Source organism: Sphingomonas sp. PSPC2-2 (assembly GCF_049897725.1).
Lineage (GTDB): Bacteria > Pseudomonadota > Alphaproteobacteria > Sphingomonadales > Sphingomonadaceae > Sphingomonas.
The window spans coordinates 73,085-96,675 of the sequence record NZ_JAFCWU010000004.1; the positions used below are offsets into that span (position 1 = coordinate 73,085).

The following is a 23,591-nucleotide window of genomic DNA, read 5'->3' on the forward strand; positions in this document are numbered from 1 at the left end:
CTATCATGGTAGCGCTATCGTAAAGAGGCCGCCGCAGAGCGTCCATCGCTTCGTCGAAGCGACCGACAGGAAGGATGCCATGACCGGACACGCCAGTCCTCGCGCGACACGCCCCTGCTGCGATCGCATGATCGGCGCGGCGAAGGTCATGCCGACCTGATCGCTGCCATACCTTATTCCTCCCCACCCGCTCGGAAAGACCCCATGCCCCAGATTATCGATGCCAAGGTGATCGTCACTTGCCCTGGCCGCAATTTTGTGACGCTCAAGATCGAGACCGAGAACGGCGTTTACGGTCTTGGCGACGCCACGCTCAACGGGCGCGAGCTTTCGGTCGCGAGCTATTTGACCGACCATGTCATTCCCTTGCTGATCGGGCGCGATGCGCATCGGATCGAGGACATTTGGCAATATCTCTACAAGGGTGCCTATTGGCGGCGCGGCCCGGTGACGATGAGCGCGATCGCGGCGGTCGACACCGCCTTGTGGGACATCAAGGGCAAGATCGCCGGGCTCCCGCTCTACCAATTGCTCGGTGGTGCGAGCCGGGATGGCGTGATGGTCTATGGCCATGCCAATGGCGTCTCGATCGATGAGACAGTCGAGGTCGCACGCGATTATCAGCGGCAGGGGTATAAGGCGATCCGGCTGCAATGCGGCGTGCCGGGGCTGCCCTCCACTTACGGCGTGTCGAAGGACAAGATGTTCTACGAACCTGCCGATGCCGATCTGCCGACCGAGAATCTGTGGTCGACCGAGAAATATCTGCGCGTCGTGCCCGAGCTGTTCAAGGCGGCGCGCGCGGCGCTCGGCTGGGACGTGCATCTGCTGCACGACATCCACCACCGGCTGACGCCGATCGAGGCGGGGCGGCTGGGCAAAGATCTCGAGCCGTATCGCCCGTTCTGGCTCGAGGATGCGACGCCTGCCGAGAATCAGGACGCGTTCCGCCTGATCCGCCAGCACACCACTACGCCGCTTGCAGTGGGGGAGATCTTCAACTCGATCTGGGACGCCAAGCATCTGATCGAGAACCAGCTGATCGACTATATCCGCGCGACCGTCGTCCATGCCGGCGGCATCACGCATCTGCGTCGGATCGCGGCGCTGGCAGATCTTTACCAGATCCGCACCGGCTGCCACGGCGCGACCGATCTGTCGCCAGTGTGCATGGCGGCGGCGCTCCATTTCGATCTGTCGGTGCCCAATTTCGGCGTACAGGAATATATGCGACACACCGCCGAGACCGATGCGGTGTTCCCGCATGCCTATAGCTTCGAGCGCGGGATGATGCATCCGGGCGAGAAACCCGGCCTTGGCGTCGAGCTCGACGAAGTGCTCGCCGCGCAATACCCGTATAAGCGCGCCTATCTCCCGGTGAACCGTCTCGAAGACGGCACGATGTACAATTGGTGAGCGGCCTCGCACGACCGCGCGGTAACGTCCGCTGGGTAATTTGCGGCCTGCTGTTCGCCGCGGTCGTGCTCAGCTACGTCGATCGTCTCGTCCTGCCGGTGCTGAAACCTAGCTTGCAGGCACAATATGGCTGGAGCGAGCAAGGGTATGCCAATCTCGCAATCTGGTTCCAGGGCGCTTACGGCCTCGCTTATGTGCTGTTCGGTCGCCTGGTCGACCGCGTCGGCGCGCGGATCGGCTATGCGCTGGCGGTGACCTTATGGACGATCGGCCACGTCGCGCACGTGCTGTTCACCAGTACGCTCGGCATGGCATTCGCGCGGGTGCCGCTCGCGATCGGCGAGGCGGGCGCGTTTCCCGCAGCCCTCGCCGCGACGGGCGAATGGTTCCCCAAATCCGAGCGCGCACTGGCGATCGGCATCTTCAACGCCGGGTCGAACGTCGGTGCGATCGTTACCCCGCTGGTCGTGCCGGTGATCGCGGTGACCTTTGGCTGGCGGATGGCGTTCATTGCCACGGGCGCGCTGACGATCCTGTGGCTGATCGCCTGGCTTGGCTTCTATCGCCGTCCGCGCGACCATGCCTCCGTCTCGGCGGAGGAACTCGCCTGGATCGAACGCGAGCCGGCCGAGCGGGCGCGGCCGATCGCGTGGCGCAAGCTGCTCGGGCTGCGCCAGACCTGGGCCTATATGCTCGGGCGCTTCCTGATCGATCCCGTGTGGTGGACTTTCCTGTTCTGGCTGCCCGATTTCTTCAACCGGCAATACCATGTGAAGATGCTCGACTTCGGGCCGCCATTGGTCGCGGTGTATCTGCTTGCGGATGTCGGTTCGATTGGCGGCGGCTGGCTGTCGTCGCGGCTGCTGTCGCGCGGCTGGGCCACGGGCCGCGCGCGCAAGACCGCGATGTTCGCCTGTGCCCTGTTCGCGCTGCCGATCGCCTTTGCCGCGCACGCGCCCAATCTGTGGACCGCAGTACTGCTGATCGGTCTCGCCTGCGCGGCGCATCAGGGCTTTTCGGCCAATGTCTATGCGCTGCCGGGCGACCTGTTCCCGCGCGGGCGTGCTGGATCGGTGATCGGGCTCGGCGGGCTGACGGGTGCATTTGGCGGGATGATCATGGCGAAGTTCGCGGGGACGATTCTCGCTACGCTCGGCAGCTACCAGCCGATTTTCCTCGTCGCATCCTGCGCCTATCTGGTCGCGCTCGGCGTGATCCATGTGCTCGTTCCGCGCTACGCGCCGGTGTCGCCCGAGCAGATCGCGTGATGCGTCGCGCCGTTATTCCATCGGGAGACTAGCCAATGATCGTCCGTTCTGTGGCCGCGATGCTCGCTCTCTCCACCCCTGCGCTGGCCAGCGCAGCGCCTGGCCCGCGCTGTGCGACACAATGGAGCGCGAGTTGGGCGTCGTCGCAAAAGGACCCGGATCAGGCAGATACCGGGATTGCCACGAAATTGCGCGACGCGACGCTGCGCCAGACGGTGCGCCTGTCGGGCGGCGGCGCGCGGCTGCGGATCCACCTCTCCAACCTTGTCGGCACGGCCCCGCTGACGATCGACTCGGTGCATCTCGCCCTGGCCGAGGCGAGCGGTTCGGCGCGTGTCCGTGCCGGCAGCGATCACACGCTGTCGTTTGGCGGGCTTGCGCAGGTGACGATCCCCGCCGGTGCCGAATATGTGTCGGATCCGATCCCGTTCCCGGTGCCAGATCGCACGACGCTTTCGATCAGCCTCCATCTGCCGCAGGCACCGAGCGGCGTGACCGGCCACCCCGGTTCGCGCACGAGCAGCTACGTCGCCGCCGGCAACCACGCCGCGGATGCGGAGCTCACCGGCGAACGTGTCGAGCATTGGTATTTCATATCGGGCGTCGATGTCGCCGGATGTGGTGGCACGATCGTCGCGCTCGGCGATTCGATCACCGACGGGCGTGGTGCCACGACTGACGGTGACGATCGCTGGACCGACGTGCTCGCCGCGCGCCTGCCAGTGGGCGCGGGCCTGTCGATCGTAAATCAGGGCATCGGCGGCAATCGCGTGTTGCGCGACGGGCTCGGGCCCAACGCGCTCGCGCGGCTCGACCGCGATGTTCTGGCGCAGCCGGGCGTGCGCTATCTGATCGTACTCGAGGGGGTCAACGATCTCGGCGTGCTGACGCGCGACCATCCCGTCCCGGAGGCCGAGCATGCAGCACTCGTCGCCGATCTCGAGCAAGGCTATCGCCAAATCGTCGCACGCGCGCACGATCGCGGGATCAAGGTGATCGGCGCGACGATCCTGCCGTTCGGCGGATCGGCTTATTATCATCCCGGCGCACCCGGCGAGGCAGACCGCGTCGCGATCAACCGCTGGATCCGCAGCGCCGGGGTGTTCGACGCGGTGGTCGATTTCGATGCGGTCATGCGCGATCCGTCGCGTCCCGAGCGTCTCGCGCCGGCGTTCGATTCGGGCGATGGTCTGCACCCATCCCCGGCAGGCTATGCGCGGATGGGGCAGGCGGTCCCGATCGCGCTTTTCCGATGAGCCCATATGGGCGCGGGCTGGGCCAATCTCTGTCCCACCTGGCCCCAGTGCGCTTGCGGGCAGCCTGATGGGCTCTCCGCTCGCTGCTGCGCTCCAGATCGACCGCCGCAGGCCCTGCTTCGACATCGCGGTGCCATGCGGATCGCGGGCGCGGCCCTGCGATCATGCGATGCGCGACGGGGCCAAGGGGCAGGTGCCGGAGTTCGGGGAAGACGCCTGGCATCGGCGCGGGCCGTACCACATGGCAATGGTCGACGCCTCGGCCGCGCGCGGCGTGGACGGCGACAACAGTTTCGATGCCTCCGATGCCGTGCATCCGGTGCGCTTCAGTGGCGCGCAGGATGGCGGGCGGCTCGCCTTCGATCTGTCGGCGAGATCGATCGTGGTTGGACAGGTGCAATGAGGCGGAGCGGCGGGGCATGCCTCTCGGCGGCGTCGGACGAAATTCGGAGAGCAAGATGAGCGGCTATTCACTTCCGGCGCTGTCCCGCCGCACATTGCTGGCTAGCGCAGGGTGGGGGGCGGCACTCGGTGCGCTTGCGGTGCCATCGTTCGCAGCGCCCATGGCGGATGCGGCCCCGGACCCGCTTACTGCATTCCGCCTGATTGCCGATTCAAAGCCTGCGACGGTCTACGTGGATGCTGATGCCGACAGCGCGGTCCGGCGTGTCGCCGCCAGCTTTGCGGACGATCTCGGGCGCGTGAGCGGGAGCCGCGCGGCGCTGATCGAAGGTCGGATCGTGGATGTTCGCGGGCCTGTCGTGATCATCGGCGTTATCGGCCAGAGCCCAGTGATCGACCAACTCATTCGCGCCGGCCGCATCGAAGCGGCCGATCTACGCGGCGAGTGGGAAGCCTTCCGCCAGATCGTCGTCGATGACCCGATGCCCGGCGTGGCGCGCGCGCTGGTGATCGTCGGCGCGGACCGGCGTGGCGCGGTGTTCGGCACCTACGATCTCTCCGCGCGGATCGGCGTGTCGCCATGGCATTGGTTCGCCGATGTACCGGTGCGCCGCCAGCGCGAGATCCTTATCCCCGCGGGCAGTCGCCGCGATCAGCCCAAGGTCAAATATCGCGGCTTCTTCATCAATGACGAGGACCCGTGCCTGTCCGGCTGGGCGATCAGGACATTCGGTGGCGTGAACGCGGCCATGTATGCGCACGTGTTCGAGTTGCTGTTGCGCATGAAGGGCAATTATCTGTGGCCCGCAATGTGGGGCAAGGCGTTCGCGGACGACGACCCCGCGAGCATGGTCCTGGCCGATGCGATGGGCGTGGTCATGGGCAATTCGCACCATGAGCCGATGCTGCGGGCGCAAGCGGAGTGGCACCGCCACCAGGACCAGGGCATCACCGGCGGACCCTGGGATTATACCAAGAACGGCGATCATCTGCGCGCCTTCTGGCGCGGTGGTATCGAACGCATGACGTCGAAAGGGGGCGGCAAGGCCTATGAGTCCGTGGTCACCGTCGGCATGCGCGGCGATGGCGACGAGGCGATGGCCGAGGGCACCGCGACCGGGCTGTTGGAACAGGTCGTCGCCGACCAGCGCCGGATCATCGCCGAGGTTACCGGCAAACCAGCCAGCGCGACACCGCAGGTCTGGGCGCTCTACAAGGAAGTGCAGGACTATTACGACCACGGCATGAAGGTGCCGGACGACGTGACGCTGCTGTTCTCCGACGACAATTGGGGCCAGCTCCGTCGACTGCCCGATCCAGCCGCGCCGCCGCGGTCGGGCGGCTATGGCATCTATTATCACTTCGATTATGTCGGCGGCCCGCGCAATTACAAATGGATCAACACCAATCAGATCGAAAAGGTCTGGCAGCAGATGGACCTTGCCTACCGGCACGATGTCCGCACGATCTGGATCGCCAATGTCGGCGATATCAAGCCGATGGAATACCCGCTCGCTTTCTTTCTGGCGCAGGCGTGGAACCCGGAGGCGATGACGCCCGAGGCGCTCGCCGCCTATCCGCGCGCATGGGCCACCGCAACGTTCGGGCCGGAGCAGGCCGGCGCGATCGGCGAGATGATAACAGCATACAGCCAGTATACTGCCCGCCGCAAACCCGAACTGATCGACCAGACCAGCTTTCCGTTGGGCGGGGCAACCCCGGCGGGGCTCGACGGTGGCGAATTCGGCGCGATGGTTGCAGAATGGGACGCGCTGGAAGCGCGCATGCTGGCGGTGCGAGACCGGTTGCAGTCCGATCAACGCGACGCATATTACCAGCTTATCGAATATCCGATCGCCGCAATGGCGAACCTCTACCGCATGTATTACGGCACCGCTTGGAATCGTCTGCTCGGATCTAAAAATGATTCGCGCGCCAACCACTTCGCCGATCAAGTCGAAGCCGCGTTCCATCGCGACGGCGAACTGGTGCAGCGGTACCACAGCATCAACGGCGGCAAGTGGAACGGCATGATGGCGCAGGTTCACATGAACTACGTCATCTGGAACGACCCGACACAGCAGACCATGCCAAGCATCGTCCGCGTCGGTGCCGATACGCCGAAAGATCGTCGACAGCCGGTCCCCAAATTCATCGCGCGCGCGCCCGCGCCGCCTGGAATCGTTGCGATCGAAGCCACGGCGTTCAGCCGCGTGCGCGACGGAAAGGGCTTGCGTTGGACACCGGTCGCGCATCTCGGCCGTACCGACGGTGCGATGGTTGCTCTCCCGCAGGGGCACCCCGCTACCGACGCGGAGGACAGCGTCTTTCTGGAATATGATATCGTGGTGCAACAGGCCGGGCCCGCGACCTTAGCGCTGTATCTGGTGCCGACCCTTGACGTCGCCGGGCATCACGGCGCGCGGATCGGGGTGTCGATCGACAATCGGCCGGTCCAGATTTTGCGTGCATCGCTCGAAGCAACGGGCGGCGATCAAAATTCTGAGGCGAAGAAACGTTAGGCCGACGCAGTGTGCAATAATGTCGTGCGGCTTTCCACTGGTCTCGGGGAACTCGGAGTCGGTCGTCACACAATCAAAGTCTGGCGGTTCGATGATAACATGGTCGTTCAGAAGCTGGTCCTGGCGACGGTAACTGAACCACTTTCGTATCTCGGGCCTGTGTCATGATATTCGTGGCGTCGGGAGTGGCTGTCGCCTGTTAGAGCGGCTTAGTGGGCTCGAAGTTGCAGCCCGCTTGCGGAAAGTTTTCACCGAGAGAATTTCGACGAGGTGGACGCTTTGCGATCGTTCGCAACTGAGGTCGGCTGACCCGTGGCGCAAGCCGCTGCAGAACGGCTTCGTCTAAAGCTTTAACGGTCGCGCGCGCGACGGGTGCCTGAACGAACAGCTGTTCCGAGCCGACTACCGTGCGCCCGCATAGCAGCTTGGCGTCGGGAAGGGCCGGATTGTCCGGGATGGACCAGATCCACCGGTCCCGATTTCAAATCCCATCAAAATAATAGGAGTTAGTAGTTTTTCTATCAGGCATTGCGAGAAGGCGTCTTCTAGCCTGCTCAGATCAGCATCGGTCGGGCCCGGGATATCGGCGACACCGAAGCAGCTGTTGATCTGGCTGGAGGCGGTTTGCGTGAAGGGAGTGGAACGGGTTCTTTCAAAGGCGAGCCAAGGCTCTGGCCGGGTGCGGGCGTGGTCGCCTCGGGTGGGGTTGGTTTCGCTGGCACTGTCTGCGGCAGCGATCGCCCAGGCCGAGGGCGTGCCACCGAACGCGGCAAGCGAGACTGTGTCATGGAGCCTTGATCCCGTCGTAGCGCCCAGCGCTGCCAGCCGCGCAATTCTTACCGTTCGGGGCTCGATCCGGGAGGGCTGGCACGTTTACGGGTTGAAGCAGTCAGCCACTGGTCCAACGCCGCTCGTGGTATCCGTCGAGCAAAACGCGGTCGCGACAGCGGCGGGGCCAGTCGGCGGCAGCGCGCCCATCGTCGCGCTTGATCCAGCTTTCGGCTTCGTGACGCCATACTATGCGCGCAGTTTCAGCGTGACGGTTCCGGTGCGGTTGCGTTCGCGCCTGACGCCCGGGCGACAGGTCGTTCCGGTCAGTATCCGCTACCAATCCTGTGATGGCCGGATTTGCCTGCCGCCCAAAACGGTCCATGTGACGGTGCCGATCACCATCGCGGCGAAGTCCTGACCATGCCTCGGTCGATCCCAGATCGGTCCGGCAAGCGCTCGGCGCGGGGCCCGGCGTTGAATGTGGTGGGTTCCTGGGGGCTCGGCCTCAGTGTGCTGGCCTTGGGCGGCACGATTGCGACGCGGTCTTTCGTCGATCCGGCCAACGCGCAAATCGCTGTCCAGAACCAAGGATATGTTCCCTATAGCGACGCTCCGATCCGGTATCGCGACCCGGTCAACGATCCTGTCGCAGCGGCGCAACGCGCGTTGGACCAGGGCAGCGCAAAACTCTCCTACGACAAGGATCGCGGCTACCTCCCATCGGTTCTGAAGTTGCTCAAGATACCAGTAAGCTCGCAAACCCTGGTCTTCTCGAAGACAAGTTTTCAATTCACGAAGATCTCGGCCGACCATCCTCGCGCGCTTTACTATAACGATGACGTCTATGTCGGGTCGGTCCATCAGGGAAAGACCATCGAGTTGGTCTCGTTCGATCCGATGCAGGGTGCGATTTTCTATCTGCTCGACGACGTTAAATCGGACAAGCCGACTTTCAAACGCGCCGAACTCGATTGCACGCAATGCCATATCGCGGCCGGCACGCGCGGCGTGCCTGGCGTGTTGCTACGCTCGGTCTATCCCTCGCAGACCGGCAATCTCACTCCGCGCGCGCCGCAATATATCACCGATCAGAAGAGCCCGCTCAAAGAGCGATGGGGCGGCTGGTACGTCACCGGCGCGCTGGCTCCGGCAACGATGGCCAATGCCGCAACCGTTGCGGGGCCTGCCGATGTCAGCCCGGGCGCTGACAAGCCGCTGCCCAGGCTCGCTCCACTCGAAAAACCGTTCGATGCGTCCGCCTATCTCACCCGGACCAGCGATCAGGTCGCGCTGCTGGTGCTCGCGCATCAGACGCAAATGCACAATCTGATCACACTGACCAACTACCAGACGCGGATCGCGCTCTATGCGCTCGCCCAGAACGGTGGAGCGGCCACCGCTGCATCGCTCGATGGCTTACCCGCTGCCACCCAGGACAAGATTCGGCGGCCCGCCGAACAATTGGTGCGGTATCTGCTCTTCGCTGGTGAAACGCCGCTCGGCGGACTCGACCGTCGCAAGGTGATCGCGTCGTCGGCCTTCGCGCGCGAGTTCGCGGCACAGGGCGCGCGCGATTCCAAAGGCCGGTCGCTGCGAGATTTCGATCTTCACGATCGGATCTTCCGCTACCCGTGCAGCTACCTGATCTATTCGTCGGCCTTCGACTCGATCCCGGAGCCGGCGAAGGGGTATGTCTATCATCGCCTGTTCGAGGTCCTGACCGGGCAGGAGCAGGGCGAAGATTTCGCGCGCCTGTCCCTGCAGGATCGCCGGGAAATTCTCTCCATTCTTCTTGAAACCAAGCCAGGCTTGCCGACCGAGTGGCGGACCTACGCAAGCTCCAACCGTCTGCGCGTGGCGCAGAGGGCGATGCCCGGACGAAAACCTGCGACCTGACCTAGCGTATTCAATTTCCAGCCCAACGATCGGAGTGTGCCATGAAGAAGACTTTTAAGGCTACAGCATTTGCGGCCACCTTTCTTGCCAGCGTCGCGGCGACAGCCGTAGCTGCCGATACCGGCAACGGCGCGGTCGTCGGTCGTTGGGACGCCACGCTTTCGCGCGACGGCGTCGAGATCCCGTTCCGCCTCGACATTGCGGCTGACGGATCGGCGATCAAGGGCGTCTTCTATGACGGGTTCAAACCCTATGACGGGACGACCAGCGCCACATTCCAGAATGGCAATCTCGTTTTGAACGTCGATCACTATCTCACCACCATCAACGCCAAGCTCGAGGGCGGACAGCTCAACGGAACGGTCGTTGCCCAGAATCGCGAAACCAGCAGTGACTACAGCTTCCACGCGGTTCGCCACGTCGACGCGCCGACGACCACAGTGTCGTCGGTGCCGCAAGTTGCGGGCATTTGGGAGATTCCGCTCGCTTCGCCGTCGTCCAAGGGGGAAAAGGCGTTCCGCTTCGTCGTGCAGCAGCGCGGTGACGAACTCGCCGCCTCGATCCTTCGTATCGACGGCGACACCGGTGCCTATACCGGCGCATTCAAGGACGGAAAGTGGGTGCTCAGCCACTTTGACGGCAGCCGTCCCGGCGTGATCGTCGTGACACCGAAGGCCGATGGGACGCTTGACGTCCAGCAGCAGATCGCCCGGGCCAAGGCCGTGGCAACCGCCGTGGCGAAGCCCGCCGGCAACGACTATGCCGCCGAAACCGCGCCCGACGGCCGCTATGCCAAGACGCTCGTCGCCTATCGCCCGGACGTAGCGCGCGCGAAGGGCTTTGCGCAGCCCGACAGCTTCCTTACGCACACGACCGTCACCAATCCGAACGAGACCTTCAAGTTCGCCTTCCCGGACAATGACGGCAAGATCGTCACGCAGGACGATCCGCGCTTCAAGAACAAGGTCATCGTCGCGGTCGTCACCGGCACCTGGTGCCCGAACTGCCATGACGAGGCACAATATCTGGTGAAGCTCGACAAGAAGTATCGCGACAAGGGACTGGCGATCGTCGCGCTCAACTTCGAGGAGCCTGAACAGCTCGAAACGCTGAAGCGTCAAAAGGCGTTCGTGAAGCAATATGGCGTCAAATATACCTATCTCGAAGCCGGTTCGCCGGCGCAGATGTGGGAAAAGGTGCCGCAGCTCGCGCATCTCGACACCTGGCCCGCGACCGTCTTCATCGGACGTGACGGCAAAGTGCGGGCGGTCCATTCGGGCTTCGCGTCGCCCGCAAGCGGCGAATATCACACCCAGTTGAACGAGGAATTCACCACCCGGATCGAGCAGTTGCTGGCCGAGGCCCCCGCAACCGTCGCATCCGCCGAAACACGGGCACCGACGGTGCTCGCCGCCAAGTAATCTGAGTCACTGCTTCAAGAAAGGGGTGCCGTATGACTACGTCTCTTAGGAAAATCGTACTCGCGCTGGCGGCCGCAAGTGGAGCGGTCGTCGCGTCGGGGGCCTATGCTGCCGATACGGCCCCCATTGCAGGCCAGTGGGATGCCGTGCTGACCGACAACGGACCCGAGGTCCCGTTCCGGTTGGATATATCGGGTGCAGGTCCGACGCTGCGTGGGACCTTCTACGACGGCTTCCGGCCGTACGAGACCACGACCAGCGCGAGCTTCCGTGACGGAAAGCTTGTGCTCGAATCGGAGCATTACCTCACCACGATCAGCGCGACGCTCAATGGCGGGAAGCTCGTTGGAGAGACGACGCTGCAGGGGCCGGGCTATGGCATCAAATACGGCTTCCGTGCGGTGCGGCATGTCGATGCGCCCGTGGCTGCCGCCACGAATGTGCCTGCGGTCGCGGGCAATTGGGTGATCCCGCTCGATACGCCGTCGTCGAAGGGCGAAAAGGCGTTTCGTTTCATCGTCGAGCAGCGCGGTGCCGAACTTGCCGCGTCGATTCTGCGCATCGACGGCGATACCGGCGCGTTTAGCGGCCGCTTCGCCAACGGCAAATGGCTGCTCAGCCATTTCGATGGTCACCGGCCCGGTGTGATCGAAGTGTCCGCCAATCCCGATGGTACGCTCAACGTCGTTGCGCATTATGAGGCGCTGGCGAAAGCGCTGCGTGGCAATGAAAGCGGCTATTCGGAAGGTGGCTATGACGCCACGCCGCGCTACACCGCCTATCGGTCGGATGTCGCCGTCGCAAAGGGCCTTCCCCAGCCCGACGACTTCAACACGCACACGACCGTTGCCAATGCGAACGAGACCTTCAAATTCGCCTTCCCGGACAATGACGGCAAGATCGTCACGCAGGACGATCCGCGCTTCAAGAACAAGGTCGTCGTCGCGGTCGTCACCGGCACCTGGTGCCCGAATTGCCATGACGAGGCGCAATATCTCGTCCAGCTCGACAAGAAATATCGCGACAAGGGCCTCGCGATCGTCGCGCTTAATTTCGAGGAGCCTGAGCAGCAGGACTCGCTCAAGCGACAAAAAGCCTTCGTGAAGCAATATGGCGTGAAATATACCTATCTCGAGGCCGGTTCCCCCGCACAGATGTGGGAGAAGGTGCCGCAGCTCGCGCATCTCGACACCTGGCCTGCGACCGTCTTCATCGGCCGCGACGGCAAGGTAAAGGCGGTTCATTCGGGCTTCGCATCGCCCGCGAGCGGTGCATATAACACGCAGTTGCAGCAGGATTTCACCAGCAGGATCGAGCAGCTCCTCGCGGAGAAACCGGCGGCCGTTGCGCAGACCGCAAGCACTTCGGCTCGCCAGGTAGCACTCCGGTAACCCTGGCCTGGGGCGGAGCCTCGCGCTTCGCCCCCGCATCGCCCGATCCATGCGCTGGAGCAGATCGGTGCAAGAGGCGCGTCGGTGGGCGTTTGCAAGCGCGGCGGTCGAATTCGGAGTGTGTTTGTGCGTTGGAGTGTTTTCGTTCTTGCTGGTGCTTCGACGCTCTTCCTGATCGCTGCGGCCGGTTCGGAACCGGTCGATACACGCCTGCACGGCGCGGTCTTGTTCGAAAATCGCTGTGCGCGCTGCCATGGTGTGAACGGCGATGGCGACGGCGGACTCGGTCCGTCGTTGATCGGGGTCGTCGGCAAGCCGGCGGCAAGCCGACCGGACTTTCCCTATTCGTCTGCGCTGAAGGCGAAGGGCGGCGTCTGGACGTCGGCTGTGCTGGACCAGTATCTTGCCGATCCGCAGGCCTTTGCACCCGGTGCCGACATGGATGCTCCGTCGCCCGATCCGGCGGAGCGGTCCGCCATCATCGAACATCTCAAGACGTTGAAATAGCAGGTCTGCGATGAATTTTCCGGTGAGATGGAAATCAAGACAGGTGGCGACCGCCGATGACGAGGTTCGTCCTTCGTCGGACACTGTGGTGATATGGGACGGCTGGGTACGCGGCGTCCACTGGCTGATCGCCGTCCTCTTTGCGGTGTCATGGTACACGCATCGCGCCAATCTGGAATGGCATCGCTACGCCGGATATGCGCTCCTGACACTTGTCCTTTTCCGCATCTATTGGGGGTTTGTGGGCAGTACGACCGCGCGCTTCGCCCATTTCGTCAAGGGGCCTGCTGCGATCTTCCGCTACGGGCGTACGGTTTTGGGCCGCGGGCAATCGACGCCGGTCGGCCACAATCCGCTCGGCGCGATCTCGGTTGTGCTCCTGCTCGGGCTGCTGCTGGCGCAATGCCTGCTCGGTCTGTTCGTCACCGATGTCGATGGACTGGAATCGGGGCCGCTTTCGGGGCTGGTCAGCTTCGATACCAGCCGGACACTCGCCGAATGGCATGGACGCTTGTTTACCGCGCTGCAAATCCTCGTGGGAATCCATGTTGTCGCGGTGCTGTTCTACCTGTTCGCAAAGCGCGAAAATCTGATCGGGCCGATGGTGACAGGCTGGAAGCGGTTCGTCGAGACGGTGGCACCGCTCCCGATCGGAAAATGGTGGCACGCCGCCTCCGCGCTGGTCGTCATTGCGTTGTTGGTTTGGTTAGTGGTGCGCAATGGCTGAACGCGGTCGAAACTATTCCTCCAACGCCGCAATACTTGTCACATTGTTTCTGAATGCCCTTGGGAGATAGAAAATGCGATACAAACGCCTCACACAAATCTTGCCGGCTCTTGCCACAGTGCTCGTCGGGACCGCCGCGATCGCGGCCACCGCCAGCGATGTGATCGCGGCGCGCCAGGCGCATTACAAGGATATCGGACGCGCCTTCAAGACGATCAATGACCAACTCAAAACTGCGACCCCCGATCTCGCCGTGATCCAGGCCAATGCTGCGATCGTGACCCGCCTCGGGCAGCAACAGAACAAGGAGAACTGGTTCCCGGCAGGCACGCAATCTGGTCAGGGCCTGCAGACCGCCGCGAAACCGGCGATCTGGCAGAACCCGGCGGATTTCACCGCCAAGCGTGCCGATTTCGCGAAAGCATCGGCGACCTACGCTGCGATTGCGGCGAAGGGTGACTTAGAGGCGATCAGGACCGCGACGGCAAATGTGGGGAAGACCTGCAAGGGCTGTCACGAGACGTATCGCGATCAGGACAAGAGCTGACCGTTCAAGACGATCAGGCCACCCCTTGGCCGAAGGACAAAAGGCGGACGCGGGCGGGCGGGCCTCTGAGCCCACCCGCCTGATGCGCCCCATCGCACGCTCGCTACGACGACCTCCGCGATTGAGAAGCGAGCAGCGTGACTCACGCGACCGTCGCGATGAAGGCGGTGCGGTACTGTAAATAATAATTCATCTTATCTATCGTAATAACGAGTCAAAAACTGACGATATTTTCAAATATAAATCACTAAATATATATTTGTAGATAATGCAAAGCTATGGTTTTTTTGCCTAAATAATTAAATGATATCGACCTAAAGTCGATCATATGTATTCGCCATTTTGTCGAATAGATAACTTGTGTCAAAAAATGATTGAAAACTTTTGATTTTGAACAAGCAAGATTTGCTCCCTTATATCCTATCAAAGTAGTAGGGTATTATCGCTTCTGCGGACCGAAGGTGCCGCACTCCCAAGAACGGGTCGCATCCCGAATGCCACTGTCGACGGACGGTCGAACAGAAGGCGCTCGCCAGAATGAGCTTGGGAGACAGTAAAAGGGGAACAGATATGAAATCCGTCAAAGCGTTGCGTGCCGCTCTTTTGGTGTCGGCATTCTCTCCCTTTACCGCTCATGCCGCAGACCCGGCCAGCGCCGTGCCGCCACCCGTGCAGTCCACCGATTCCGATCAGGATGTCATCGTCACGGGCACGCGCCTGACGGGGGTCCGCGCTGTCGACAGCGCCGCCCCGATCGAGGTGATCGACGCCAACAGTCTTGCGCGCACCGGCAAACCCGATCTCAACCAGGCGTTGAACACGACGGTGCCGTCCTACACCGCGCAATCCTTCGGCGGGGACGCGGGCAATCTGAAGCTGTCGGCGCGTTTGCGTGGGCTAAGCCCCAATCACGCGCTGATCCTCGTCAATGGCAAGCGGCGTCATGGCTCGTCGAACCTGACGGTCGGGAGTACCGGTGGTTTCGGCGGGGCTGCATCCGCCGATCTGGCCTTCATCCCCACCGCAGCGATCGATCATGTCGAGGTCCTGACCGACGGGGCTGCTGCGCAATATGGCACCGATGCGATCGCCGGTGTCATCAACATCATCCTCAAGAGCAACTATAAGGGCGGGCAACTCGTCGCATCCGGCGGCGCGTACGGCGAAGGGGACGGGGCCACGGTTGCGGTGGCCGGCAATTACGGAATCGGGTCGAAGGACTCTTATCTGAACGTTTCGGCGGAACACCGTTATCACGACTATAGCGATCGCGGCGGCCCCGATCAGCGCGTGTTCTCGGCGACCAATCGCGCCAATCCGGCCTTGCCGCTCCTGCCCGGCTACCCCCATCTCAATTTGATTTACGGCGACGCCAAATACAAATTGACCACCGTCTTCTACAATGCGGGCGTGAAGCTGGGCGCTGTCGAGGTTTATTCATCGGGCAGCTATGGTCATCGCTACGGCCAGTCGCGCCAGAACTACCGCTTCCCGAGCATCGCGCCGACGATCTGGCCGCAGGGGTTCACCCCCGTGCTGACCGACGAGGAAGACGATTACGCGGTGACGGGCGGGATCAAGGGGGATCTGTCCGATTGGCATTGGGATCTGTCGTCCACCTATGGACGGGACATCAACCGCATCCACAACAACAATTCGGTGAACACCTCGCTGGTCGCCGATACCGGCACCAGCCCGACCAATTTCCACGTTGGGGATTTCGTCGGGAGCCAGTGGACCAACACGCTCGACCTTGCGCGCGGTTTCGACATCGGCCTCGCCAGCCCGCTTAATATTGCTTTCGGTGGGGAATTCCGGCGCGAAACCTATGAAATTCACGAAGGGGATCCCGCATCCCGTTACAAGGTTGGCGTCGCCGCCTATCCCGGATTCGCGCTGACCGATGCCGGAAAGCATTCGCGCAACAACGTTGCGGGCTATATCGATCTGGCCGTCAAGCCGGTCGAGAAACTCCAGCTCGACGCCGCCGGTCGCTTCGAACATTTCAACGATTTCGGCAATACTCTGGTCGGCAAGCTGACCGGACGCTATGACGTCTCCCCGGTGTTCGCGCTGCGCGGGACGGTGTCGACCGGGTTTCGCGCGCCCACGCTGGCCGAACAATATTATTCCGCGACCAGCGTTTCGCCGACGACGGCGAGCGTTCGCTTGCCCGCGAACAGCGCGGCCGCGCGCCTGCTCGGCTTCACTGGTCTCAAGCCCGAGAAATCGACGAACTTCAGCGCTGGTATAGCGTTGCATCCGGCGCGCAAGCTCAGCGCGACGCTGGACGTCTACCAGATTTCGATCAGGGATCGGATCGTCAGCACCGGCAGCATCTTTGGACTACAGACGATCGGTGGCGTTCGCATTGTCCGCTCGCAAGCCGTGACGGATGCGATTACGGCGAACGGCAACACAATCGACCCCACCGTCACCTCGACGTCGATCTCGACCTATGTCAACGGTGCCAACAGTCGCACACGCGGGGTCGAACTGGTCGTGAACTACGGCGCGCCGCTCGCAGGCGACGCAACGATCGATTGGACGCTCACCGGTAATTACAACGATACGAAGCTGACGAAGATCGCAACGTCCTCAGCGCAGATCGCCGCATCGGGCCAGAAATATCTTGATCAGGGGGCGATTTCCTATCTCGAGACGGTGTCGCCCAAGCTGAAGCTCTCGCTTGATACGCTGTTCCGCAAGGAAAAGTGGACGATCGATTTGCGCGGGACGCTGTTCGGCCGCTCATCGGTCTATGTCGATGGTGGAAGCACCGGTGCCTTTGTCAACAACGTGTTCGGCACGCGGGGTATCGTCGATCTCGATATTCACTACGATATCACCCACCGTATCGGGGTGTCGGTCGGCGGGACCAATCTGCTCAATACCTATCCCGAGAAGATCAATCCGATAACTTATGCGGCGGGATTGGCTGCAGGCGGCAACGGTGTCGCGACGACCGATAGCTGGTCACCATATGGCATCAACGGCGGGTATTATTACAGCAGGCTTACGATCAAGCTCTAGAGCCGCGATGTGGCCGGGGCCTTTGACGAGAAGGCGAATGGCCCTGCATGCTGGCGGCTGCGGTGCGTTGTCGATGGAATCGGCAATGCACCATCTACGCGTCGCACGTGGGGCGACGCGGTCGAGGTTCCACCAAAAGGTCGCTGACCGTCCGCTGGACGACGTCCCCCCTGGGCAGCGCGACCAACCAACCCGTCATGTTGCGCAGCTTCGGCACGCGAGTGCTCATCGGGCATTCGCGATCCTTTCCTATCGGTGGATGGGATTCATTTGCATTGGAAAAGATAATTCATACTCGACAGATAGGAATTGAAATTCGTAATCGAGGAGGCGGCGGGTGCAAGGGGAGGGCGCATTCTGTGCTGATCGAGTATCAAGAAGCGCACTCCGGCTATGGGCAGCGGTTGGGCCTGCTGGCCCTTGGCGTGTGGCTCTCGGGCGCTGCCTTCCTGGTTGGCGTGCTCGCCGTCGAGGGCGCGTCGGCGGGTAACGCGGCACCCATCACCATTCAGTCTACGATGGATTCGGCGATCGACCCATCTGCCGATGCGTTGTGGGCGTCGGTCGGTACCGTCGAGACGCAGCGTGGCACGGCGCAGCGCGCGCCCCAATCGACCGCCGAATGGGGCAGGCTTCTGGGGCATGCGCAGACGTTGATTGCGGGCGCGCGCCAGCTTCAGCGTCCGGGCCTGGCTGTGGGGGGCGATGGGCATAGTCCGCTCGCAGACGCGTCGGTCCCGGGTACACGCACGGCGGTCCAGATTCGTGCCGACATCGATCGCGACCCGGCGCGGTTTGTCCGTGCCGCCCAACGGCTGGAGGCGGGCGGTCGGCAGGCCTTGGCCGCGATCACCGCACGCAACCCCGAGCGCCTGATCGCTGCCGGTGCGGCTATCGATGCGGCGTGCGAGGCCTGCCATGCCGCCTATTGGTATCCGCGCGGGAAGCCGCTGTCCTTGCCCCCCGTCGATCGCTTCGATGCGGTCGCTGGTCGTCCGTGATCGTCCTTCCTTTTTCTCGTTTTGCAGGAGGCTTATCATGACCCTATCGAAGACACGCTTCGTATTGGCGGCGGCCCTAGGGCTTGCCGCGGTGCCCGCCACCGCGCACCATTCCTTTTCCGCCGAATTTGACGGATCCAAGCCCGTTCGCCTGACCGGCAAGATCACGAAGATCGAATGGACCAATCCGCACTCCTATTTTTACCTTGAGGTAAAGGGGCGCAACGGCGTCGTTTCGACCTGGGCGTGCGAGGGCGGCGGCCCCGGTGCGTTGTCGCGGCGCGGCTGGAAAAAGGGCGACGTGAAGATCGGCGACACTTTGGTGGTCGATGGCTATCTGGCCAAGGACGGATCCCATACGATCGACGCGCGGCGCGTGCTGCTGCCGAGCGGCCGCTCGATCTACGGCGGGACGCCCGGCGATGGCGGTCCGGGCGACGGCGATCCGCGCAACGGCTGAGGCGATGTCGTCTGTCCTCGCCTTTTGCCAGTGGTTGCATGACCTGCCGATTTCGCGCGCGCTGAGCGAGTCGGATTGGGCGTTTCCCATCGTCGAAAGCGTGCATGTGCTGGCATTGACGCTGATGGTGGGGACGGTCGCCCTCGTCGATCTGCGATTGCTGGGCATTGCCTTGCGGCGGGAGCAGGTTTCGGTGGTGGCGGGGCAATTGTTACCGCTGATGTGGATCGGCTTTGCCGTGATGGCGCTCAGCGGGGCGGCCTTGTTCGCGTCGGAAGCGGTGCGCCTGGCCGGCAGTGTGGCGTTCCAGTTGAAGCTGGTGCTGTTGCTGCTGGCCGGGGCCAACCTGGTGGTCTTCCATTTTACCGCATATCGGCATGTGGCGACGTGGGACCGGGGAACCGCCACGCCGCGCGGCGCGAGGATCTCTGCCGCCGTCTCGCTCCTGCTGTGGTCCGGAATCGTCGTCTGCGGTCGCATGATCGCCTACTTCCATTGATCGGGGTGGCCGGGTCATGATCCATTCGCTTTTCCTGTGGCTCGGCCAGACCGGGCTGGGGACGTTTATGCGCGAATCCACCTGGGGGTTTGCGATCGTCGAGACGATCCATTTGCTGGGGCTCGCCGTGCTTGGCGGGGCGGTGCTGGTGGGGAATCTGACGTCAGGCCGGGTGCTGTTCCGCCGCAGCGATGGCGCGGCGATCGTCGCTGCCGTTCGACCGGTGTTTCTGGCCGCGTTGGCGGGCATGCTTGTGTCGGGCGTGTTGCTCGTCGCCTCCAAGCCCAACCGCTATTATCTCGACGACACGTTCCGCACGAAGATGGTGTTGCTGCTGCTCGCGGTCCTGTCGTCCTTCGTTGTCCAGCGCCTCGCGTTCCGGGCCGGTCATTCGCCCGCGCTGATCCGGTTGCTCGCCCCGATTTCGTTGTTGCTGTGGCTGGGGGTGGGCGTGTGCGGGCGCATCATTGGCTTCCTCTGAAACCCGTTCGTCCGCCTGCTCTTTTGAGGGGATTTCCATGAAACGCATTGTCCGCCGCTTGCCCTATCTGGCGTTGCTCGCCAGCCTGGCGTCGCCCGTGATGGCGCAGGATTCGCCCCGCCACAGCGCGCCCTCGCCCGAGGTCGAAGGAGACGGTGCGTCGCTCCGCGGCGAGGAGCCGACCGGCGCACCGCAGCCGGCCCCGCGGGATGCGGCCGGGCACCCCGATTTGACCGGCTATTGGAAGCCGGTGCCCGAAAAGGGTAAGCCGGGTGGCAATATCGGCAAGGATTTGCCCGGCTTCAAACTACCGCTGACAGCGGCGGGCGAGGCGGCGCTGCAGCACAATCTGACCAAGACGATCGACCCCGAGGCTCTGTGTATCCTCGGCGGTATTCCGCGGCACGACGCCAGTGGTTTGCCCTTCGAGATTCTGCAAACGCCCAAGCGGCTGGCGTTTCTCTATCTCTATTCGACGCATCGCTTCATTCCCACGGACGGTCGCCAGCATGAGGTTGACCCCGAGCCACGCTTCTTCGGCAATCCAGTCGGCACCTGGGAAGGGGACACGCTTGTCATCGATTCGATCGGCTTCAAGGATGACAAGATCTGGATCGACGAAAACGCCAATCCGGCGAGCGGGGAGATGCACGCGGTCGAGCGTTGGACACGGCCCGATTTGCATCACATCCATCTGGACCTGCTGGTGGATGACAAGAAATTCTACACGCGGCCGTTCACCTTCGGTCGAACCTGGGTGTTGGGCAAGCCGGGTGAAGGGCTGACCGAATATTCCTGCGCCGAGAACAATGTCGACGCGGCGCATATCGGGCCGGGGCCGGGTGCTATTGGCGCGGATGGCAATCGTGGTGCAGATATCCCCAAGAAGCTGCCGGACAATCCGCCGCCGCCGGAATTTTATGAGGATCACAAGAAATGAAGGAGCGAAGGGGAGCGGCGTTAGGGCGAGCTCGCGGGGACAAGGGACGGTCGCGAGCGGGGGCGGGAATGCGCCATGCGGCAATTGGCGGCCTGTTGCTGACCCTGCTGGCGAGCAGCACGCTCACCGCCGCTCGCCAACGGGCCGTACCCAAGGCGGACCCCGCGCGCGCGATCCATGAGAAACTGATCGTGCTCGACACTCATTTCGACACGCCTGCCAATCTCGGACGGCCGGGATGGAGCATAACGGATCGCCACAGCGTCGGCGTCGATGGCGATCAGGTGGATTATCCCCGCATGGTCGAAGGCGGCGTGGATGGCGGTTTTTTCGCGATCTATACCCCGTCGGGACCGGCCACGCCCGAAGGCGACCGGGCGGCGCGCGACTTCGGCATCAGGCGGGCCGTGCAAATTCGCGAAATGATCGCCAAACATTCCGACGTGTTCGCGCTCGCGCTGACCGCTGACGATGCGATCCGGGCGGCCGCGCGCGGCAAGCGGTTTGTTTTCCTGAGCATGGAGAATGGATATCCGTTCGAGGGTGATCTCTCGCTGATGAAGACCTTTCGCGGGCTTGGCGTTACGATGATGGGGATTACCCATTTCAAGAACAACGCGCTCGGCGACAGCGCCACGGACACGCCGCAATGGCACGGCCTTTCCCCATTGGGGCGCGAAGCGGTGGCGGAGGCCAACCGGCTCGGCGTGGTGATCGATGTCTCGCATGCCTCGGACGAGGTGCTGCGGCAGACCGTCGCCTTGTCCAGGGCACCGATCATCCTGTCGCATTCGGGCCTGCGCGCGATCCACGATCATCCGCGCAATGTGTCGGACGCGGACGCGCTGCTCGTCGCGTCCAAGGGCGGAGTGATCCAAGTCAACGCCTATAGCGGTTATATGATTTCTCCTCCCGCCCCCAATCCCGGGCGTGACGCCGCGACCAAGGAACTGATGGCCGGGTACATGCGGATGGACACGCTGAGCGTGGCCGAGAAGCGCGCGCTGGTCGCCCGGCGCAAGGCGATCGAAGCGAAATTCCCCGCGCCGCGCGCCGATTTCGACATGTTCATGGCGCATCTGTTGCACGCGATAAAGCTGGTCGGAATCGATCATGTCGGGATCAGTGGCGATTTTGACGGGGGTGGCGGTGTCGATGGCCTCGACGACGTCACCGCTTATCCAAAGGTCACCGCAGCGTTGCTGAAGGCGGGCTATAGCCCGGCCGATATCGGCAAGGTGTGGGGTGGAAATGCGCTGCGCGTGCTGCGGGAGGCCCAGGCTTTGGCCGATCCCGCCGCTGTCCCCAAGGTGCCGGTAACGGGATAGGGCCTCGATGCCGCCGCGCCGCAGAGGGCGTGGTCGAAGCGCCCAAGCACGCGCTGCCGCGCTATCAGGTCCACTGCGCGAGCCAGTCCGCAAGCGCCTGCGGCGTCATGTGCCGGGCATCGCGCAGTGCCAGCGTATGCCCGTCATTGACCAGGCGGTTGGTTTTGGGATCGACGATCAGAACGGCCGGCGCGCCGCGATCATAGTGCGCGCCATAGCGATCGGCGATGTCGAGATTCTTGTCGTAGCGGCCGATATCGACTTCGACGATGACGAAATGACGATCGAGGAAAGGCCTTACCTCAGGCAGCGCAAAGATCCCCGCCAGTACCCGACAATCTGGGCACCAATTGCCCCCCATGTCGATCAACAGGCGTTTGCGTTCGCGTTTGGCGCGTTTGATTGCGGCGGCGAGATCGGCATGCGCATCGGCTTTCTCGTCATAGGGCAAGGGCAGTGGCTTGGCCAAATCGTCGATCGTCGCGGCCGCTACATGCGGAGCGGGGGCTGGCGTTGCCGCGCTGGCCCCGGTGACCAAAACGGATGCGAAAGCAAGGACGGCCAGGGTTTTCATGCAAGTCTCCACCTTTGACAAAACCATGCGATGCGATTGCCGCTCGGCTGCGCGCATCATTCGCCGGGCCGCTTTGGGCGGATGACCGGAACGGACGCCTCGACCACGCTGTCGGGCGGCACATCGCCGCGCAGCCACACATTTCCAGCAATGCGTGTGCGTGCGCCGATCGTGATCGGGCCGAGCAACACGGCACCGGCGAAAATGACGACATCGTCGGCGATCGCGGGGTGGCGTCGCGTCGTGCCGCCCTCTACGGCTGCCGCAGCCCCGCCGGCCGGCAACGGCTCTCCCCCCAGCGTGACACCTTGATACAGCCGCACACGGTTGCCGATCGTTGCGGTTTCGCCGATCACGATCCCGGTGCCGTGGTCGATAAAAAAGCTGCGGCCGATCTGCGCGCCGGGATGGATATCGATGCCGGTTTCGGCATGCGCGATCTCGGCGATGACCCGCGCGACCAGCGGAGCGCCCAGCCGATGCAGGCGGTGGGCGAGCCGATAGTGGATGATCGCCGCCAGCGACGGATAGGACAACAGGACCTCATCGACGCTGCGCGCCGCAGGATCATTGGCGTAGCCTGCGTCGACATCGTCATCGAGCGCGCGCCGGATGTCGGGCAGGCCTGCTGTAAATGCGCCGAGAATGCGCTCGACCTCCAGGCCTTCGGCCACCCGGTCGATCTCGGGCCGCGCAACGCGCAGCTCAATCGCAATTTGCGCACCGAGTTGTGAAAGGGGCGATTCAAGCGTGGCCTCGACCCATGCGTTTTCGTTGCCGATCGTGAGTTCGGGCGGCCCTAGCCGCAACGGGAACAACGCGGTGCCAAGCTCGTGCAGGATCCGTCGAAGCGCCAATCGCGAAGGGAACTGGATGCCACGTTCGGCATGACGCGCCTGGCTTGCCCGCCAGTCGCGCCGGGCGTGCTGCAGGCCCTCCACGACAATGCCCAATTCGCGCGGAAAGGCGATCGAGGTCGGGAATGCGGTTGTTTCCGTCATCGTGGTTCCTGTTGGTTGAGAGCCGACAATCCCCGGTGGTCCCGAACAAAGGGAGCCGGCGACCGAACAGCGGGGACGGCCTGCTCGACATTTGCACGGGAGTCGGGGTCAGCGCCGAGCCCGGTTCAAGGTGCCGGGTGGCGCAAACGT

At 63.1% G+C, this 23,591-nt stretch carries 20 protein-coding genes and 1 pseudogene; 19 read left to right on the forward strand and 2 right to left on the reverse strand.

The annotated features are described in order from the left end of the window. Positions 1-204: 204 nt before the first annotated feature. The 19 genes and pseudogenes from manD to ACP7BY_RS08845 all read left to right on the forward strand — a co-directional run bounded on the left by manD (position 205) and on the right by ACP7BY_RS08845 (position 21,866). On the forward strand, positions 205-1,416 hold the full coding sequence (gene manD, locus ACP7BY_RS08755) for a D-mannonate dehydratase ManD (RefSeq protein ID WP_033963416.1): 1,212 nt from the start codon (positions 205-207) through the stop codon (positions 1,414-1,416). Next, positions 1,413-2,684, forward strand: a complete 1,272-nt coding sequence (locus ACP7BY_RS08760) for an MFS transporter (RefSeq protein ID WP_171010445.1) — start codon at positions 1,413-1,415, stop codon at positions 2,682-2,684. Before manD ends, ACP7BY_RS08760 begins: the two co-directional genes overlap by 4 nt. Before the next feature lie 35 nt (positions 2,685-2,719). Beyond that, complete coding sequence (locus tag ACP7BY_RS08765; protein WP_033963418.1) at positions 2,720-3,940, forward strand: SGNH/GDSL hydrolase family protein; 1,221 nt, start codon at positions 2,720-2,722, stop codon at positions 3,938-3,940. A 67-nt stretch (positions 3,941-4,007) separates the two neighbouring features. Then, positions 4,008-4,343 (forward strand): hypothetical protein, encoded by a 336-nt coding sequence (locus ACP7BY_RS08770; RefSeq protein WP_033963419.1) that lies wholly within the window; start codon positions 4,008-4,010, stop codon positions 4,341-4,343. Positions 4,344-4,824: 481 nt separating this feature from the next. After that, a pseudogene (locus ACP7BY_RS08775) lies at positions 4,825-7,032 on the forward strand (glycosyl hydrolase 115 family protein). Positions 7,033-7,468: 436 nt separating this feature from the next. After that, positions 7,469-8,053 (forward strand): protein-disulfide reductase DsbD domain-containing protein, encoded by a 585-nt coding sequence (locus tag ACP7BY_RS08780; protein WP_371425121.1) that lies wholly within the window; start codon positions 7,469-7,471, stop codon positions 8,051-8,053. Positions 8,054-8,115: 62 nt separating this feature from the next. Then, positions 8,116-9,531 carry a hypothetical protein gene (locus tag ACP7BY_RS08785; RefSeq protein ID WP_137902385.1) on the forward strand — a complete coding sequence of 472 codons (1,416 nt, stop codon included), beginning with the start codon at positions 8,116-8,118 and terminating at the stop codon, positions 9,529-9,531. 41 nt (positions 9,532-9,572) lie between these two features. Next, entirely contained in the window at positions 9,573-10,952 is a 1,380-nt protein-coding gene (locus ACP7BY_RS08790) for a peroxiredoxin family protein (RefSeq protein ID WP_033963422.1), read from the forward strand. A gap of 32 nt (positions 10,953-10,984) precedes the next feature. Further along, positions 10,985-12,343: a peroxiredoxin family protein gene (locus ACP7BY_RS08795; protein ID WP_081988588.1), complete on the forward strand. Its 1,359-nt coding sequence runs from the start codon at positions 10,985-10,987 to the stop codon at positions 12,341-12,343. A 126-nt stretch (positions 12,344-12,469) separates the two neighbouring features. Beyond that, entirely contained in the window at positions 12,470-12,850 is a 381-nt protein-coding gene (locus ACP7BY_RS08800) for a c-type cytochrome (protein ID WP_033963478.1), read from the forward strand. A gap of 43 nt (positions 12,851-12,893) precedes the next feature. Further along, entirely contained in the window at positions 12,894-13,577 is a 684-nt protein-coding gene (locus tag ACP7BY_RS08805; protein WP_052192024.1) for a cytochrome b/b6 domain-containing protein, read from the forward strand. Positions 13,578-13,650: 73 nt separating this feature from the next. Next, positions 13,651-14,124, forward strand: a complete 474-nt coding sequence (locus ACP7BY_RS08810; protein ID WP_052192027.1) for a c-type cytochrome — start codon at positions 13,651-13,653, stop codon at positions 14,122-14,124. Positions 14,125-14,694: 570 nt separating this feature from the next. Continuing rightward, the gene (locus tag ACP7BY_RS08815) at positions 14,695-17,157 is read left to right on the forward strand and encodes a TonB-dependent receptor plug domain-containing protein (protein WP_137902384.1); all 2,463 of its coding nucleotides are present in this window, start codon (positions 14,695-14,697) and stop codon (positions 17,155-17,157) included. Positions 17,158-17,516: 359 nt separating this feature from the next. Next, positions 17,517-18,158, forward strand: coding sequence for a hypothetical protein (locus ACP7BY_RS08820; protein ID WP_137902383.1), 642 nt, complete (start codon positions 17,517-17,519; stop codon positions 18,156-18,158). Between the two features lie 37 nt (positions 18,159-18,195). Beyond that, positions 18,196-18,618: a DUF6152 family protein gene (locus tag ACP7BY_RS08825; RefSeq protein ID WP_052192029.1), complete on the forward strand. Its 423-nt coding sequence runs from the start codon at positions 18,196-18,198 to the stop codon at positions 18,616-18,618. A gap of 4 nt (positions 18,619-18,622) precedes the next feature. Further along, complete coding sequence (locus ACP7BY_RS08830) at positions 18,623-19,117, forward strand: DUF6644 family protein (RefSeq protein ID WP_033963485.1); 495 nt, start codon at positions 18,623-18,625, stop codon at positions 19,115-19,117. Positions 19,118-19,133: 16 nt separating this feature from the next. Next, on the forward strand, positions 19,134-19,598 hold the full coding sequence (locus ACP7BY_RS08835; protein WP_137902382.1) for a DUF6644 family protein: 465 nt from the start codon (positions 19,134-19,136) through the stop codon (positions 19,596-19,598). Between the two features lie 37 nt (positions 19,599-19,635). Next, positions 19,636-20,538: a hypothetical protein gene (locus ACP7BY_RS08840; protein ID WP_033963428.1), complete on the forward strand. Its 903-nt coding sequence runs from the start codon at positions 19,636-19,638 to the stop codon at positions 20,536-20,538. 68 nt (positions 20,539-20,606) lie between these two features. Then, the gene (locus ACP7BY_RS08845) at positions 20,607-21,866 is read left to right on the forward strand and encodes a dipeptidase (protein WP_126848434.1); all 1,260 of its coding nucleotides are present in this window, start codon (positions 20,607-20,609) and stop codon (positions 21,864-21,866) included. A gap of 64 nt (positions 21,867-21,930) precedes the next feature. Here the strand turns inward: ACP7BY_RS08845 and ACP7BY_RS08850 are convergent, their stop codons facing one another. Together ACP7BY_RS08850 and epsC are read right to left on the reverse strand one after the other, a co-directional pair. Continuing rightward, entirely contained in the window at positions 21,931-22,440 is a 510-nt protein-coding gene (locus ACP7BY_RS08850; protein WP_033963487.1) for a thioredoxin family protein, read from the reverse strand. Between the two features lie 56 nt (positions 22,441-22,496). Next, positions 22,497-23,441, reverse strand: a complete 945-nt coding sequence (gene epsC / locus ACP7BY_RS08855) for a serine O-acetyltransferase EpsC (protein ID WP_249340794.1) — start codon at positions 23,439-23,441, stop codon at positions 22,497-22,499. Positions 23,442-23,591: the final 150 nt, after the last annotated feature.

Bases quoted from the DNA above. Each gene is read 5' to 3' on its own strand.
- manD (WP_033963416.1), top strand. From the start codon at position 205: ATGCCCCAGATTATCGATGCCAAGGTGATCGTCACTTGCCCTGGCCGC.
- ACP7BY_RS08765 (WP_033963418.1), top strand. From the start codon at position 2,720: ATGATCGTCCGTTCTGTGGCCGCGATGCTCGCTCTCTCCACCCCTGCG.
- ACP7BY_RS08770 (WP_033963419.1), top strand. From the start codon at position 4,008: ATGGGCTCTCCGCTCGCTGCTGCGCTCCAGATCGACCGCCGCAGGCCC.
- ACP7BY_RS08790 (WP_033963422.1), top strand. From the start codon at position 9,573: ATGAAGAAGACTTTTAAGGCTACAGCATTTGCGGCCACCTTTCTTGCC.
- ACP7BY_RS08795 (WP_081988588.1), top strand. From the start codon at position 10,985: ATGACTACGTCTCTTAGGAAAATCGTACTCGCGCTGGCGGCCGCAAGT.
- ACP7BY_RS08810 (WP_052192027.1), top strand. From the start codon at position 13,651: ATGCGATACAAACGCCTCACACAAATCTTGCCGGCTCTTGCCACAGTG.
- ACP7BY_RS08815 (WP_137902384.1), top strand. From the start codon at position 14,695: ATGAAATCCGTCAAAGCGTTGCGTGCCGCTCTTTTGGTGTCGGCATTC.
- ACP7BY_RS08825 (WP_052192029.1), top strand. From the start codon at position 18,196: ATGACCCTATCGAAGACACGCTTCGTATTGGCGGCGGCCCTAGGGCTT.
- ACP7BY_RS08830 (WP_033963485.1), top strand. From the start codon at position 18,623: ATGTCGTCTGTCCTCGCCTTTTGCCAGTGGTTGCATGACCTGCCGATT.
- ACP7BY_RS08835 (WP_137902382.1), top strand. From the start codon at position 19,134: ATGATCCATTCGCTTTTCCTGTGGCTCGGCCAGACCGGGCTGGGGACG.
- ACP7BY_RS08840 (WP_033963428.1), top strand. From the start codon at position 19,636: ATGAAACGCATTGTCCGCCGCTTGCCCTATCTGGCGTTGCTCGCCAGC.
- ACP7BY_RS08845 (WP_126848434.1), top strand. From the start codon at position 20,607: ATGCGCCATGCGGCAATTGGCGGCCTGTTGCTGACCCTGCTGGCGAGC.
- ACP7BY_RS08850 (WP_033963487.1), bottom strand. From the start codon at position 22,440: ATGAAAACCCTGGCCGTCCTTGCTTTCGCATCCGTTTTGGTCACCGGG.
- epsC (WP_249340794.1), bottom strand. From the start codon at position 23,441: ATGACGGAAACAACCGCATTCCCGACCTCGATCGCCTTTCCGCGCGAA.